The organism is Saccharothrix stipae, assembly GCF_054781895.1.
Genome location: NZ_BAAGTN010000017.1, coordinates 154,343 through 168,860, shown reverse-complemented (window position 1 = coordinate 168,860; position 14,518 = coordinate 154,343). Strand labels below are relative to the sequence as shown.

Annotated in this window: 13 protein-coding genes; all 13 read left to right on the top strand. The window is 69.8% G+C overall.

Translation table 11 applies throughout. The features are described 5' to 3' along the window. The first annotated feature begins 228 nt into the window (after positions 1-228). Positions 229-594, top strand: coding sequence for an NADH-quinone oxidoreductase subunit A (locus ACYVLT_RS28705; protein ID WP_053715312.1), 366 nt, complete (start codon positions 229-231; stop codon positions 592-594). A 14-nt stretch (positions 595-608) separates the two neighbouring features. Beyond that, positions 609-1,157, top strand: coding sequence for a NuoB/complex I 20 kDa subunit family protein (locus ACYVLT_RS28700; RefSeq protein ID WP_461123295.1), 549 nt, complete (start codon positions 609-611; stop codon positions 1,155-1,157). Positions 1,158-1,289: 132 nt separating this feature from the next. After that, positions 1,290-1,988, top strand: a complete 699-nt coding sequence (locus ACYVLT_RS28695) for an NADH-quinone oxidoreductase subunit C (protein WP_461124143.1) — start codon at positions 1,290-1,292, stop codon at positions 1,986-1,988. Continuing rightward, positions 1,985-3,388 (top strand): NADH-quinone oxidoreductase subunit D, encoded by a 1,404-nt coding sequence (locus ACYVLT_RS28690; protein ID WP_461123294.1) that lies wholly within the window; start codon positions 1,985-1,987, stop codon positions 3,386-3,388. Before ACYVLT_RS28695 ends, ACYVLT_RS28690 begins: the two co-directional genes overlap by 4 nt. Then, entirely contained in the window at positions 3,385-4,170 is a 786-nt protein-coding gene (nuoE, locus tag ACYVLT_RS28685) for an NADH-quinone oxidoreductase subunit NuoE (RefSeq protein WP_461123293.1), read from the top strand. The genes ACYVLT_RS28690 and nuoE overlap by 4 nt, the downstream gene beginning before the upstream one ends. A 15-nt stretch (positions 4,171-4,185) precedes the next feature. Continuing rightward, positions 4,186-5,505: an NADH-quinone oxidoreductase subunit NuoF gene (gene nuoF, locus ACYVLT_RS28680; RefSeq protein WP_461123292.1), complete on the top strand. Its 1,320-nt coding sequence runs from the start codon at positions 4,186-4,188 to the stop codon at positions 5,503-5,505. Further along, positions 5,502-7,997 carry an NADH-quinone oxidoreductase subunit G gene (locus ACYVLT_RS28675; RefSeq protein ID WP_461123291.1) on the top strand — a complete coding sequence of 832 codons (2,496 nt, stop codon included), beginning with the start codon at positions 5,502-5,504 and terminating at the stop codon, positions 7,995-7,997. The genes nuoF and ACYVLT_RS28675 overlap by 4 nt, the downstream gene beginning before the upstream one ends. After that, a complete protein-coding gene (gene nuoH / locus ACYVLT_RS28670) occupies positions 7,994-9,325 on the top strand; it encodes an NADH-quinone oxidoreductase subunit NuoH (RefSeq protein ID WP_461123290.1) in 1,332 nt (443 codons plus the stop codon). The genes ACYVLT_RS28675 and nuoH overlap by 4 nt, the downstream gene beginning before the upstream one ends. After that, positions 9,312-9,878 carry an NADH-quinone oxidoreductase subunit NuoI gene (gene nuoI / locus ACYVLT_RS28665; RefSeq protein WP_461123289.1) on the top strand — a complete coding sequence of 189 codons (567 nt, stop codon included), beginning with the start codon at positions 9,312-9,314 and terminating at the stop codon, positions 9,876-9,878. Before nuoH ends, nuoI begins: the two co-directional genes overlap by 14 nt. Before the next feature lie 5 nt (positions 9,879-9,883). Then, the gene (locus ACYVLT_RS28660; protein ID WP_461124142.1) at positions 9,884-10,717 is read left to right on the top strand and encodes an NADH-quinone oxidoreductase subunit J; all 834 of its coding nucleotides are present in this window, start codon (positions 9,884-9,886) and stop codon (positions 10,715-10,717) included. After that, the gene (gene nuoK / locus ACYVLT_RS28655) at positions 10,714-11,013 is read left to right on the top strand and encodes an NADH-quinone oxidoreductase subunit NuoK (protein ID WP_015105349.1); all 300 of its coding nucleotides are present in this window, start codon (positions 10,714-10,716) and stop codon (positions 11,011-11,013) included. The genes ACYVLT_RS28660 and nuoK overlap by 4 nt, the downstream gene beginning before the upstream one ends. A 10-nt stretch (positions 11,014-11,023) precedes the next feature. Next, positions 11,024-12,958 carry an NADH-quinone oxidoreductase subunit L gene (nuoL, locus tag ACYVLT_RS28650; RefSeq protein WP_461123288.1) on the top strand — a complete coding sequence of 645 codons (1,935 nt, stop codon included), beginning with the start codon at positions 11,024-11,026 and terminating at the stop codon, positions 12,956-12,958. After that, positions 12,955-14,517 carry an NADH-quinone oxidoreductase subunit M gene (locus ACYVLT_RS28645; RefSeq protein WP_360452769.1) on the top strand — a complete coding sequence of 521 codons (1,563 nt, stop codon included), beginning with the start codon at positions 12,955-12,957 and terminating at the stop codon, positions 14,515-14,517. The genes nuoL and ACYVLT_RS28645 overlap by 4 nt, the downstream gene beginning before the upstream one ends. Position 14,518 lies beyond the last annotated feature (1 nt).

Sequence of the window (14,518 nt, the reverse complement as noted above, 5' to 3'; positions counted from 1 at the left end):
AGGGGCTATGTCGGGGGTGCCCGTGACGCCGCTGTGTGACGTTCTACACTGAGCCGCAGGTCTTGTGAATCAGTTCACAACCGGCTGAGATGCCTTGTGAAGTGTTTCACAAGCGACCTGCGGATTGTTAGGCACGCCTAACCTCCGGAGGCCGCAAGAACACCCTTTAGGGTGCGCAACGGTCGGCGGTGCACCACCACCGCGACAGCGAGGAAAGGACGACGGAGAGTGCTGGACCCTTACCTCCCCCTCGTATTGATGTTCGTCCTCGCCGGGGCCTTCGCGCTGTTCTCGGTGACGGCCGCGCCGTACATCGGTCCCCGCCGCTACAACCGCGCGAAGCTCGACGCCTACGAGTGCGGCATCGAGCCGTCGCCGCAGCCCGTGGTGGGCGGTGGCCGGATGCCGGTCGCCTACTACCTCACGGCGATGCTGTTCATCCTGTTCGACATCGAAATGGTGTTCCTCTACCCCTTCGCGGTCTCCGCGGACCGGCTCGGCCTGTTCGGCCTGGTGGAGATCGCCCTGTTCGTCGCGACGGTCGGCTTCGCGTACGCCTACGTGTGGCGTCGCGGCGGCCTCGACTGGAACTGAGGGGGAAGATCGAAGTGGGTCTCGAAGAGAAGCTCCCGAACGGCATCCTGCTCGCCAGCGTGGAGAAGCTGGTCAACTGGACCCGCAAGTCCTCGCTGTGGCCCGCCACCTTCGGCCTGGCCTGCTGCGCGATCGAGATGATGACCACCGGCGGCCCGCGCTACGACCTCGCGCGGTTCGGCATGGAGGTCTTCCGCGCCTCGCCGCGCCAGGCCGACCTGATGATCGTCGCGGGCCGGGTGACCAACAAGATGGCGCCGGTGCTGCGGCAGATCTACGACCAGATGCCCGAGCCGCGCTGGGTGCTGGCGATGGGCGTGTGCGCCTCCAGCGGCGGCATGTTCAACAACTACGCGGTCGTGCAGGGCGTGGACCACGTCGTGCCGGTCGACATGTACCTGCCGGGCTGTCCGCCGCGGCCGGAGATGCTGATCGACGCGATCCTCAAGATCCACGCGAAGATCATGGACGAGCCGCTCGGAGCGAACCGGGCCGCCCTGCTGGCCGAGCAGGGCCACCAGACGGACCTGATCCCGTCCTCCGAGCGCTTTGCGAAGAAGTGAGCGGCAATGCCAAATGAGACCAGCCCGAATGAGACCGGCCCGGGCGCAACCGGCTCGGGCGGGAACAAAGAGGTCGACAAGACCCCTGGCGCCGGCACTCCGGGCAACGACGAGGCGCTCAGCTCGGCGAGCATGAACGAGGCCCAGCACGAGGAGTACCTCGCGCGCGGCGGCATGGTCGCGGGCAAGGCGCGCGCGGGCATGTTCGGCATCTCCGGCTCCGGCGACACCTCCGGCTTCGGCGGCCTGCGGCTGCCCGCCCACGTCGCCGCGCCGTCCGAGCGGCCCTACGGCGGCTGGTTCGACGAGGTCGCCGACGAGCTGCTGGCCGCGATCCGGGAGCAGGGCCTGCCCGCCGACACGGTGCAGCAGATCACCGTCGACCGCGGCGAGATCACCTTCTACCTGCGCCGGGACAACCTGGTCGCGGTGGCGCGGATCCTGCGCGACGACCCGGCGCTGCGCTTCGAGCTGTGCAGCTCGGTGTCCGGTGTGGACTACGGCGTGGACGCGGCGCAGCGGCTGCACTCGGTCTACCACCTGACGTCGATGACCTACCGCCGGCGCATCCGGCTGGAGGTCGCGGTCGACGTGGACGACGCGCACATCCCCAGCGTGGTCTCGGTCTACCCGACAGCGGACTGGCAGGAGCGCGAGACCTGGGACATGTTCGGCATCGTCTACGACGGCCACCCGGGGCTCACCCGGATCCTCATGCCGGACGACTGGGACGGCCACCCGCAGCGCAAGGACTACCCGCTCGGCGGCATCCCGGTGGAGTACAAGGGCGCGGAGATCCCCCCGCCAGACCAGAGGCGGTCCTACTCATGACCGAGCGACTTTCCGACGTGACCACCGGCACCGCCACCGACGGCGCCGGCCGCGACAGCGACTCCCACGACGCGAACCGCACGACGTCGAACCCCGACGCGTACGCGGGTTCCCGCGAGACGACCGAGGGCACCGTCTACACGGTGACCGGCGGCGACTGGGACGAGGTGCTGGCCGAGGCCGCGGGTGACGAGCGCATCGTCATGAACCTGGGTCCGCAGCACCCCTCCACGCACGGCGTGCTGCGCCTGGTGCTGGAGCTGGAGGGCGAAACGGTCACCCAGGCCCGCAGCGTCATCGGCTACCTGCACACCGGCATCGAGAAGAACGTCGAGTACCGCAACTGGACCCAGGGCGTCACGTTCGTGACGCGCATGGACTACCTGGCCCCGCTGCACAACGAGGCCGCGTACTGCATGGCGGTCGAGAAGCTGCTCGGCGTGACCGTCCCGCAACGGGCGCAGACGATCCGCGTGCTGCTCATGGAGCTCAACCGGATCAGCTCGCACCTGGTGGCGCTGGCCACCGGCGGCATGGAGCTGGGCGCGCTGACCGGCATGACCGCGGGCTTCCGCGAGCGCGAGGAGGTCCTGCACCTGCTGGAGTTCCTGACCGGTCTGCGGATGAACCACGCGTTCATCCGGCCCGGCGGCCTGGCGCAGGACCTGCCCGAGGGCGCCGAGCAGAAGATCAAGGACTTCATCAAGGTGATGGACTCCCGGCTGCCCGACTACGAGAAGCTGCTGTCCGGCCAGCCGATCTGGCGCAACCGGCTCGCGGGCGTCGGCTACCTGCCGGTGGACGCGTGCCTCGCGCTGGGCATCACCGGCCCGATCCTGCGCTCCGCGGGCCTGCCGTGGGACCTGCGCAAGGTCGAGCCCTACTGCGGCTACGAGAACTACGAGTTCGACGTGCCCACGTCGAACGCCGCCGACTCCTACGCCCGCTACCTGCTGCGGCTGGAGGAGATGCACCAGTCGCTGCGGATCGTGCGGCAGGCCGTGGACAACCTGACGCCCGGCCCGGTCATGGTCGCCGACGCCAAGATCGCCTGGCCCGCGCAGCTGACCATCGGCGCGGACGGCATGGGCAACTCGTTGGAGCACGTGCGCAAGATCATGGGCCAGTCCATGGAGTCCCTGATCCACCACTTCAAGCTGGTCACCGAGGGCTTCGCGGTCCCGGCGGGCCAGGTGTACGTGCCGATCGAGTCCCCGCGCGGCGAGCTGGGCTACCACATCGTCTCCGACGGCGGCACCCGGCCGATGCGCGTGCACGTGCGCGAACCCAGCTTCGTGAACCTCCAGTCGATGCCCGCGATGTGCGAGGGCGGCATGGTCGCCGACGTCATCGCGTCGGTGGCCTCTATCGACCCGGTGATGGGTGGTTGTGACCGATGAGCACTTCCGAAGAGGTCTACGCGGCCTCGCCGCTGGACCCCGTCGAGACCCACCGGCTGGTGACCGAGAACGCGGTCGACACCAGCGTGTTCGACGAGTCGATCGCGGCGCGGGCGCGGGCGATCGTCGCCCGCTACCCGCAGGCGCGGTCGGCGCTGCTGCCGATGCTGCACCTGGTGCAGTCGGTCGAGGGCTACGTCAGCCAGGCCGGCATCACGTTCTGCGCCGACCAGCTCGACCTGACCAACGCCGAGGTCAGCGCGGTCGCGACGTTCTACACCATGTACAAGCGCCGGCCGTGCGGCGAGCACCTGGTCAGCGTCTGCACGAACACGCTGTGCGCGGCGCTCGGCGGTGACGCGATCTACGCCAGGCTCAAGGACCACCTCGACGTCGGCCACGAGGAGACCGCGGGGGAGCCGGGCACGCCGGGCTCGATCACGCTGGAGCACGCCGAGTGCCTGGCGGCCTGCGACCTCGGCCCGGTGCTCCAGGTCAACTACGAGTACTTCGACAACCAGACGCCGGACGGCGCGCTGGAGCTGGTGAAGTCGTTGCAGGCGGGGGACAGGCCGCACCCGACGCGCGGCGCGCCGCTGACCGACTTCCGCCAGGCCGAGCTCCAGCTGGCCGGGTTCTTCGAGGGCCGCGACGCGGACCTGGACGGCCCGTCGGCCGCGCCGGAGACCGTGCGCGGGGCCAAGATCGCCGCGGAACGCGGGTGGACCGCGCCGGCCATGCCGGACAACGCGGAGTTCCCGCCACTGCCGGAGAAGAAGTAGGGAAGGCGAGCGGACATGGTCGGCGTATCTAATGGTGCCTCCGCTGGGACAAGCACGTCGGCACCCCTGACTCCCGTCCTGACGAAGCGCTGGCTGTCGCCGCGCTCGTGGACGCTGAAGACCTACGAACAGCTGGAGGGGTACACGGCGCTGCGCAAGGCGCTCAAGGCGCACCCGGACCAGCTGATCCAGCAGTGCAAGGACTCCGGGCTGCGCGGTCGCGGCGGCGCGGGCTTCCCCACCGGCATGAAGTGGGGCTTCATCCCGCAGAACGACGGCAAGCCGCACTACCTCGTCATCAACGCCGACGAGGGCGAGCCGGGCACCTGCAAGGACATCCCGCTGATGATGGCGGACCCGCACTCGCTGATCGAGGGCATCGTCATCACCTCGTACGCGATCCGGGCGAACTTCGCCGCGATCTACGTGCGCGGCGAGGTGCTGCACGTGATCCGCCGGCTGCACGCGGCCGTGCGCGAGGCGTACGAGGCGGGCTACCTGGGCAAGGACATCCTCGGCTCGGGCTTCGACCTCGACGTGGTGGTGCACGCCGGCGCGGGCGCCTACATCTGCGGCGAGGAGACGGCGCTGCTGGACTCGCTGGAGGGCAAGCGCGGCCAGCCCCGGCTCAAGCCGCCGTTCCCGGCGACCGCGGGCCTGTACGCCTCGCCGACCGTGGTGAACAACGTCGAGACGATCGCCAGCGTGCCCTACATCGTCAACGGCGGCGCGGACTGGTTCCGCACCATGGGCCGCGAGCGCTCGCCGGGCCCGAAGATCTTCTCGCTGTCCGGCCACGTGGAGCGCCCCGGCCAGTACGAGGCGCCGATGGGCGTCACGCTGCGGGAGCTGCTCGACCTGGCGGGCGGCATGAAGGACGGCATCCCGCTGAAGTTCTGGACGCCGGGCGGCTCGTCCACCCCGCTGTTCACCGCCGACCACCTGGACGTGCCGCTGGACTTCGAGGGCGCGGCCGAGGCGGGCTCGATGCTGGGCACCACCGCGTTGCAGATCTTCAACGAGACGGTGTCCGTGCCGTGGGCGGTCATGAAGTGGACCGAGTTCTACAAGCACGAGTCCTGCGGCAAGTGCACGCCTTGCCGCGAGGGCACCTACTGGCTCGTGCAGATCCTCCAGCGGATGGTGGCGGGCAACGGCACGGCCGCCGACATCGACACGCTGCTGGACGTCTGTGACAACATCCTGGGTCGCTCGTTCTGCGCCCTCGGTGACGGCGCGGTCAGCCCGATCACCAGCGGCATCAAGTACTTCAAGCACGAGTTCCTGGCCTTGTGCGACCAGAACTCACAGGTCCTGGCTGGAGCTAGCGCATGACGATCGCGCCCGAACAGAAAGCCGAGCTCGTGGTCCCCGAGGGCCACGTGAAGCTCGTCATCGACGGCGTGGAGGTCGTCGCGCCCAAGGGCGAGCTGCTGATCCGCACCGCGGAACGGCTCGGCACCGTCATCCCGCGCTTCTGCGACCACCCGTTGCTGGAGCCCGCGGGCGCCTGCCGGCAGTGCCTGGTCGAGGTGGAGATGGGCGGCCGGCCGATGCCGAAGCCGCAGGCCTCCTGCACCATGACGGTCGCCGACGGCATGGTGGTCAAGACCCAGCTGACCTCGCCGGTGGCGGACAAGGCGCAGCAGGGCGTGATGGAGCTGCTGCTCATCAACCACCCGCTGGACTGCCCGATCTGCGACAAGGGCGGCGAGTGCCCGTTGCAGAACCAGGCGTTGGCGCACGGCCGCGCGGACTCCCGGTTCCACGAGCACAAGCGGACGTTCCCCAAGCCGATCCCGATCTCCACGCAGGTCCTGCTCGACCGCGAGCGGTGCGTGCTGTGCCAGCGCTGCACGCGGTTCTCCGCGCAGATCGCGGGCGACCCGTTCATCGAGTTGCTGGAGCGCGGCTCGCAGCAGCAGATCGGCGTGGCGCAGGAGAAGCCGTTCCAGTCCTACTTCTCCGGCAACACCATCCAGATCTGTCCGGTGGGCGCGCTGACCAGCGCCGCGTACCGGTTCCGCGCCCGGCCGTTCGACCTGGTGTCCACGCCCGGTGTGTGCGAGCACTGCTCGTCGGGCTGCTCGACGCGCACCGACTGGCGGCGCGGCAAGGTGCAGCGCCGGCTGGCGGGCGACGCGCCCGAGGTCAACGAGGAGTGGACCTGCGACAAGGGCCGCTTCGCCTTCGCCTACGCGGGTGCGAGCGACCGGATCCGCCGCCCGCTGGTGCGCGACAAGGCCAGCGGCGAGCTGCGCGAGTCGTCGTGGACCGAGGCGCTGCAGTACGCGGCCGAGGGCCTGGCGAAGGCGCGTGACGGCAAGGGCGTCGGCGTGCTGGCCGGCGGCAGGCTCACCGTCGAGGACGCCTACGCGTACTCGAAGTTCGCCCGGATCGCGCTGCGCACCAACGACGTCGACTTCCGGGCCCGCGCCCACTCCGCCGAGGAGCTGGAGTTCCTGACCGGCGCCATCGTCGGCACGAACCCGGACAACGGCGGCGTCACCTACGCCGGCATCGAGTCCGCGCCCGCCGCGCTGCTGGTCGCGTTCGAGCCGGAAGAGGAGTCGCCGATCGTGTTCCTGCGGCTGCGCAAGGCGGCCCGCACGAACCGGACGAAGGTCTACCACCTGGGCCAGTACACGACGCCCGCGGTGGAGAAGACGAACGGCGTGCTGCTCGCGTGCGTGCCCGGCGGCGAGCCGTCGGCGATCAACGCGCTGCCCGAGCACGCCGCCGACGTGGTCGAGGAGCTGGCCAAGCCGGGTGCGGTGATCCTGGTCGGCGAACGCGCCGCCGAGGTGCCCGGCCTGTTCTCCGCGGTCGCCGCGCTGGCCGAGCGGACCGGCGCGAAGGTCGCGTGGGTTCCGCGCCGCGCCGGCGAGCGCGGTGCGCTGGAGACCGGCCTGCTGCCGACGTTGCTGCCGGGCGGTCGCCTGGTCAGCGACGAGGCGGCGCGCGCCGAGGTCGAGCGGGCGTGGGGCCTGGCGGAGGGCGCGCTGCCCGCGCAGGCGGGCCGCGACACCACCGGCATCCTGACCGCCGCCGCGAGCGGTGCGCTGGACGCGCTGGTGGTCGGCGGTGTCGACCCGTTCGACCTGCCGGACCCGGCGCTGGCCGAGCGCGCGTTGGACTTCACCGGCTTCGTGGTGAGCCTGGAGCTTCGGCACAGCGCGGTCACCGCGCACGCCGACGTGGTGCTCCCGGTCGCGCCCGCGGTGGAGAAGGCGGGCAGCTACCTGAACTGGGAGGGCCGCCCGCGCCCCTTCGGCACCACGATCGAGGGCACCGGCGCGCTGCCGGACGGCCGGGTGCTCGACACCCTGGCCGTGGAGATGGACGCCGACCTGTTCACCCAGACCCCGGCCGCCGCGGCGGCCGACCTGGCCAGACTGGGCGTCGCGCCGGTCGGTGCCCGGGCGACCGCGCCCACGGTGCCGACGCCGCTGCTCACCCAGCCCAAGGCCGGGCAGGCCGTGCTGGCGACCTGGCGCAGGCTGCTGGACAACGGCTCGTTGCAGGACGACGAGCCGAACCTGGCGGGCACCGCGCGCCCGGTGGTGGCCAAGCTGTCCGCGGCCACCGCCGCGCACCTGGGTGTCGAGCTCGGTGGCGTGATCACCGTCTCCACCGACCGGGGCGAGGTGGTGCTGCCGGTCGAGGCGGCCGACCTGCCCGACGGCGTCGTGTGGCTGCCCGGCAACTCGGGCGCGGTCACCGTGCGGCGCAACCTCGTCGCCGGCCACGGCTCCCTGGTGGCCGTCGCTCCGCTCGTCGCGGGCTCCGCTGAGAAGAACACCTCGCCCGTCGGAGGCACGGCATGAGCACGGCTGAACTCCTCGCCGACGATCCGCTCTGGCTGATCATCGTGAAGGTCGTCGGGATCTTCGCGTTCCTCGTGGTCATGACGCTGTTCATGATCAACTGGGAGCGCAAGGTCGTGGCCCGGATGCAGCAGCGCCCCGGGCCCAACCGGGTCGGCCCGAACGGCTGGCTCCAGTCGCTCGCCGACGGCCTGAAGCTCGCGTTCAAGGAGGACATCCGGCCCGTCCTGGCGGACAAGTGGGTGTTCTTCCTGGCCCCGGTGATCTCCTGCATCCCCGCGTTCGTCGCCTTCTCGGTGATCCCGCTCGGCGGCGAGGTCTCGATCTTCGGCGAGACCACCGCGCTGCAGCTGGTCGACCTGCCGGTCGGCGTGCTGGTCGTGCTGGCCTGCTCCTCGCTGGGCGTCTACGGCATCGTGCTGTCGGGCTGGGCGTCCGGCTCGCCGTACCCGCTGCTGGGCGCGCTGCGCTCGGCCGCGCAGGTGATCTCCTACGAGATCGCGATGGGCCTGTCGATCGTCGCGGTGGTGATGCACTCGCACTCGCTGTCCACCGCGGACATCGTCGACTCGCAGAGCGGCGGCTGGTACTTCTACCTGCTGCCGGTCAGCTTCATCATCTACGTCATCTCGATGGTCGGCGAGACCAACCGCGCGCCGTTCGACCTCCCCGAGGCCGAGTCGGAGCTGGTCGGCGGTTTCCACACCGAGTACAGCTCGCTGAAGTTCGCGCTGTTCTTCCTCGCCGAGTACGTCAACATGGTGACCGTCTCGGCGCTGGCCACCACCCTGTTCCTGGGCGGCTGGCGGTTCCCGTTCGTCGGCGACGACCACCTGCTCAACAGCGGCTGGTTCGGCCTGCTCTGGTTCGTGGTCAAGACGCTGGCGTTCCTGTTCCTGTTCATCTGGCTGCGCGGCACGCTGCCCCGCCTGCGCTACGACCAGTTCATGCGGCTGGGCTGGAAGTTCCTGGTCCCGATCGCGCTGGTCTGGTTCGTCGCGGTGGCGTTCGCCCGCTACCTGCGCCAGGAGTGGGAGTCCGGCAGCGGTCTGGACACCAGCACCGCGCTGATCGTGATCGGCGCGTTCCTCGTGGCCGTCCTGCTGATCGCGTTCCTGCTGCCGGACAAGCGCGAGCCGCACGACCCCGACGCCGTGCCGGTCACCGGTGGCGGCTACCCGGTGCCACCGCTGGACCTCAAGGTGCCCAAGTCACCGCCGCGCAGGCAGGTGCGGGTCGCCGAGCTACCCGGCGCCGACAACCAGACGCAGGAACCGGCAGCGGTACCCGCAGCTTCACACAAGGAGGCCAGCGATGGGCGTGTTTGATCCCGTCAAGGGCTTCGGCGTCACCTTCGGCACGATGTTCAAGAAGGTCGTCACCGAGGAGTACCCCGAGGTCAAGAAGGTCACCGCGCCGCGGTTCCACGGCCGCCACCAGCTCAACCGGCACCCGGACGGGCTGGAGAAGTGCGTGGGCTGCGAGCTGTGCGCGTGGGCCTGCCCGGCGGACGCGATCTTCGTCGAGGGCGGTGACAACACCGAGGAGGAGCGCTACTCCCCGGGTGAGCGCTACGGCGCCGACTACCAGATCAACTACCTGCGGTGCATCGGCTGCGGCCTGTGCATCGAGGCGTGCCCGACCCGCTCGCTCACCATGACCAACGAGTACGAGCTGGCCGACGACAACCGCCAGAAGCTGATCTTCACCAAGGAAGACCTGCTCGCGCCCCTGCTGTCCGGCATGGAGCAGCCGCCGCACCCGATGCGGCTGGGCGAGAACGAGCAGGACTACTACGTGAACGGGCCGACGCTCGCGCGCAAGGCGGGCGTGCCGGAAGGCTCGCTGGTCGAGACGGGCCCCGAGGAGGCGTTGAAGTGAGCCTCATGCTCCTGGCCCAGCAGCCCGACGAGGTCCAGCGCGTGGTCGACACCGTCACCACCGGCGAGGCGGTCGCGTTCTGGATCCTCGGCCCGCTCGCCCTGGCCGGCGCGCTGGGCATGCTCTTCGCGCGCAACGCCGTGCACTCGGCGCTGTGGCTGGTGCTCACCATGCTCAGCCTCGGCGTGCTCTACATGGTGCAGCAGGCGCCGTTCCTCGGCTTCGTGCAGATCATCGTCTACACCGGCGCGATCATGATGCTGTTCCTGTTCGTGCTGATGCTGGTCGGCCGGGACAGCTCCGACTCGGTGGTCGAGGTGCTGCGGGGCCAACGGCTCGCCGCGGCGGTCATCGGCGTCGGCTTCGCCGGCATCGTGGTCGCCTCGGTCGCCCGCGCGCTGACCGACGTGGAGCCGGTCGGCCTGGCCGCGCAGAACACGCAGAACGGCGGCAACGTCGCCAACATCGGCGAGGCGCTGTTCACCGACTACCTGTTCCCGTTCGAGCTGACCTCGGCGCTGCTGATCACCGCGGCGGTCGGCGCCATGGTGCTCGCGTTCACCTCGCGCACCGGCAAGGACGCCAAGAAGACCCAGAAGCAGCTGGTCGAGGAGCGCTTCCGGGGCAACCGCCCCGGCTCGCTGCCCGGCCCCGGCGTGTTCGCCACCGCCAACTCGGTGGCCACGCCCGCCCTGCTGCCGGACGGCTCGGTCGCCGCCGAGTCCCTGTCCGAGCTGATCGAGACGACCGCCAAGGAAACTCTCGACGACGACGTCGCGGAGGTGTCCGGCACCGGGCACCAGGCCGACGCGCACGCGCTCAAGGGAGAGTCGTCGTGACCCCTACGTACTACCTGCTGCTGTCCGCGCTGCTGTTCAGCCTCGGCGCGGTCGGCGTTCTGGTGCGGCGCAACGCCATCGTGGTGTTCATGTGCGTGGAGCTGATGCTCAACGCGGTGAACCTCAGCCTGGTCACGTTCGCCCGGATCAACGGCGCGCTGGACGGCCAGGTGATGGCGTTCTTCGTGATGGTCGTCGCCGCGGCCGAGGTCGTGGTCGGTCTGACGATCATCATGGCGATCTTCAAGACGCGTCGCTCGGCCTCGGTCGACGATTCCAACCTGCTGAAGTACTGAGGGGTCACCGGTGACGGAACCTATTGCCGCCGGCGGGATCGGCGGTCTCGCGTGGTTGTTGCTCGCCCTGCCGGCGTTCGGCGCGCTCGTGCTGCTCGTGGGTGGCAAGCGCACCGACAAGTGGGGTCACCTGCTGGGCTGCGCCACCGTGATCGCCGCGTTCGCTTACGGGGTCGCGCTGTTCTTCGACACGCTGGCGCGCTCCCCGGAGCAGCGCAGCAGCGAGCTGCACCTGTTCGACTGGATCCCGGTCGGCGCGCTCGACGTGGAGTTCGGGCTGCGCCTGGACCCGCTGTCGCTGACGTTCGTGCTGCTGATCACCGGTGTCGGGTCGCTGATCCACATCTACTCGATCGGCTACATGGCGCACGAGGCCGGGCGGCGGAAGTTCTTCGCCTACCTGAACCTCTTCGTCGCCGCGATGCTGCTGCTGGTGCTCGGCAACGGCTTCGTGACCCTGTACTTCGGCTGGGAGGGCGTGGGTCTGGCGTCCTACCTGCTCATCGGCTGGTACCAGCACAAGCCGGAAGCGGCGTCGGCCGCGAAGAAGGCGTTCCTGATGAACCGGGTCGGCGACCTGGGTCTGGCGATCGCCATCTTCCTGATGTTCAAGACGCTGGGCACCACCCAGTTCACCGAGGTGTTCGCCCGCGTCGACGAGTTCTCGTCGGCCGAGGTGCTGGCCATCACGTTGCTGCTGCTGCTCGGCGCGTGCGGCAAGTCCGGCCAGTTCCCGCTCCAGGCGTGGTTGCCCGACGCGATGGCGGGCCCGACGCCGGTCTCCGCGCTGATCCACGCGGCGACCATGGTCACCGCGGGCGTGTACCTGATCGCCCGCTCGAACCCGATCTACAACCTCAGCGCCGACGGTCGCCTGGTCGTGATGATCATCGGTGGGCTGACGCTGCTGATCGGGTGCGTCATCGGCTGCGCCTACGACGACTTCAAGAAGGTGCTGGCCTACTCGACGGTCAGCCAGATCGGCTACATGATCCTGGCCGTCGGCCTCGGACCGGTCGGCTACGCGCTGGGCATCATGCACCTGCTCACGCACGGCTTCTTCAAGGCGGGCCTGTTCCTCGGCGCCGGTTCGGTCATGCACGGCATGAACGACGAGGGCGACATCCGGCGCATGGGCGGCCTGGCCAGGAAGATGCCGATCACCTTCGTCACCTGGACGTTGGGCTACCTGGCGCTGATCGGCTTCCCGTTCCTGTCCGGCTACTTCTCCAAGGACGCCATCATCGCGGCGGCGTTCAGCGAGCCGGGCTGGCGCGGCTGGGTGTTCGGCGGCGTGGCCGCGCTGGGCGCGGGCATCACCGCGTTCTACATGACCCGCCTGCTGTTCCTGGTGTTCCTGGGCAAGCCCCGCTACACCGAGCTGAAGTCGGCCGACGGCCGCGAGTACCACCCGCACGAGTCCGGCCTGTCGATGACGGTGCCGATGATCGTGCTGGCGGTCGGCTCGGTCGGCGCGGGCTGGTTCTTCGAGTCGAACCACAACCTGTCCGGCTGGCTCACGCCGTCGCTGGGCGAGTTGCAGGAGCAGCACGGCGTGCTCTCGCACAGCGTGGTGAACTTCCTGGTGCTCGGCCTGTCGGCGTTGGGCGTGCTGATCGCGTTCCTGCTGTTCGGCCGGCGGCCGCAGCCGGTGGAACGCCCGGTGCGGGTGTCGTTCCCGGTCCGCGCCGCGCGCGCCGACCTGTACGGCAACGCGCTGAACGAGGCGCTGTTTGCGCGGCCGGGCACCTGGCTCACCCGCGCGCTGGTGTTCGTGGACAACAAGGGCGTCGACGGCCTGGTGAACGGGTCGGCGGCGCTGCTGGGCGGTAGCTCGGGCCGGCTGCGCAGGTTGCAGACCGGGTTCGTGCGCTCGTACGCGCTCTCCATGCTCCTGGGTGCGGTCTTCGTCCTGGGCGCGCTGCTGATGGTGAGGTTCTCGTGAGCTGGACGCTGATCGCGCTGCTCCTGCTGCCGCTCGTCGGCAGCCTGGTGGTGGCGTTCCTGCGGGGCAACGACCGGTTGGCCAAGACGGTCGCGCTGGCGTTCTCGCTGGTGGAGCTGGGGCTCGCCGTACTGGCGTGGACGGCGTTCGACCCGGGCGGCGAGCGGTTGCAGCTCACCAGCTCGGCCGACTGGATCCCCGCCTTCGGCGTGCACCTGTCGTTCGGCGTGGACGGCATCGCGCTGGTGATGATCGCGCTGATCGCGTTCCTGGTGCCGGTCGTCATCGGCGGCTCGTGGGCCGACAAGCTGCCCGAGGGCCGCAGCGCGGGCGGGTTCTTCGCGCTGCTGCTGGCCATGCAGACCGGCATGGTCGGTGTCTTCGCGGCCACCGACGTGTTCGTCTTCTACGTGTTCTTCGAGGCCGTGCTGGTCCCGATGTACTTCCTGATCGGCCGCTTCGGCGGGCCGAACCGGCAGTACGCGGCGATGAAGTTCTTCCTGTACTCGCTGCTCGGCGGCCTGATCATGCTGGCCTCGGTGATCGGCCTGTACGTGGTCAGCGCGGACAAGCTCGGCTCGGGCACGTTCGACTGGGCGACGCTGGTCACGGTGACGCGGGAGCTGCCGCTGTCCACCCAGATCTGGCTGTTCCTCGGCTTCTTCGTGGCGTTCGCCATCAAGGCGCCGCTGGTGCCGCTGCACACCTGGCTGCCCGACGCCGGTGCGGAGGCGCCCGTCGGCGCCGGCGTGCTGCTGGTCGGCATCCTGGACAAGATCGGCACGTTCGGCTTCCTGCGCTACTGCCTGCCGCTGTTCCCGGCGGCCAGCAAGGAGCTCGCGCCGCTGGTGCTGATCCTGGCCGTGGTCGGCATCCTGTACGGCTCGCTGCTCGCCGTCGGCCAGTCCGACATGAAGCGGTTCGTGGCCTACACCTCGATCGCGCACTTCGGCTTCATCGCGCTGGGCATCTTCGCGTTCAGCTCGCAGGCCGGCACGGGCGCGGTGCTCTACATGGTCAACCACGGCATCTCGACCGGCATGTTGTTCCTGGTCGTCGGCATGGTGATGGCCCGGGGCGGTTCGCGCCTGATCGAGGACTACGGCGGCATGGCCAAGCTCACCCCGGTGCTGGGCGGGCTGTTCTTCGTGGCCGGCCTGTCGTCGCTGGCGCTGCCGGGCACCAACTCGTTCGTGAGCGAGTTCCTGGTGCTCGTCGGCTCCTACCCGAACGAGCCGGTCTACACGGTCCTGGCCGCCGTCGGCATGGTCCTGGCCGCGCTGTACGTCCTGTGGCTGTACCAGCGGGTGTTCCAGGGCCCGGTGCGCGGCACCGCGATGGTCAACCTGGTCGGCGGCCCCGGTGCGGCGGTCGACCCGGAGAAGGCCTCGGTGCCCGACCTGAACAAGCGCGAACTGGCCGTGCTCGCGCCGCTGGTGGCACTGATCCTGGTGCTCGGCTTCTACCCGAAGCCGGTGTTGGACGTGATCACCCCGTCCGTCGGGGCGACGCTCAGCGAGGTCGGTGTGGCCGACCCGGTCGCGCAGGAAGGCAAGTGAC

Bases quoted from the DNA above. Each gene is read 5' to 3' on its own strand.
- ACYVLT_RS28660 (WP_461124142.1), top strand. From the start codon at position 9,884: ATGCTCCTGGCCCAGCAGCCCGACGAGGTCCAGCGCGTGGTCGACACC.
- nuoF (WP_461123292.1), top strand. From the start codon at position 4,186: ATGGTCGGCGTATCTAATGGTGCCTCCGCTGGGACAAGCACGTCGGCA.
- ACYVLT_RS28695 (WP_461124143.1), top strand. From the start codon at position 1,290: ATGAACGAGGCCCAGCACGAGGAGTACCTCGCGCGCGGCGGCATGGTC.
- nuoH (WP_461123290.1), top strand. From the start codon at position 7,994: ATGAGCACGGCTGAACTCCTCGCCGACGATCCGCTCTGGCTGATCATC.
- nuoE (WP_461123293.1), top strand. From the start codon at position 3,385: ATGAGCACTTCCGAAGAGGTCTACGCGGCCTCGCCGCTGGACCCCGTC.
- ACYVLT_RS28690 (WP_461123294.1), top strand. From the start codon at position 1,985: ATGACCGAGCGACTTTCCGACGTGACCACCGGCACCGCCACCGACGGC.
- nuoI (WP_461123289.1), top strand. From the start codon at position 9,312: ATGGGCGTGTTTGATCCCGTCAAGGGCTTCGGCGTCACCTTCGGCACG.
- ACYVLT_RS28675 (WP_461123291.1), top strand. From the start codon at position 5,502: ATGACGATCGCGCCCGAACAGAAAGCCGAGCTCGTGGTCCCCGAGGGC.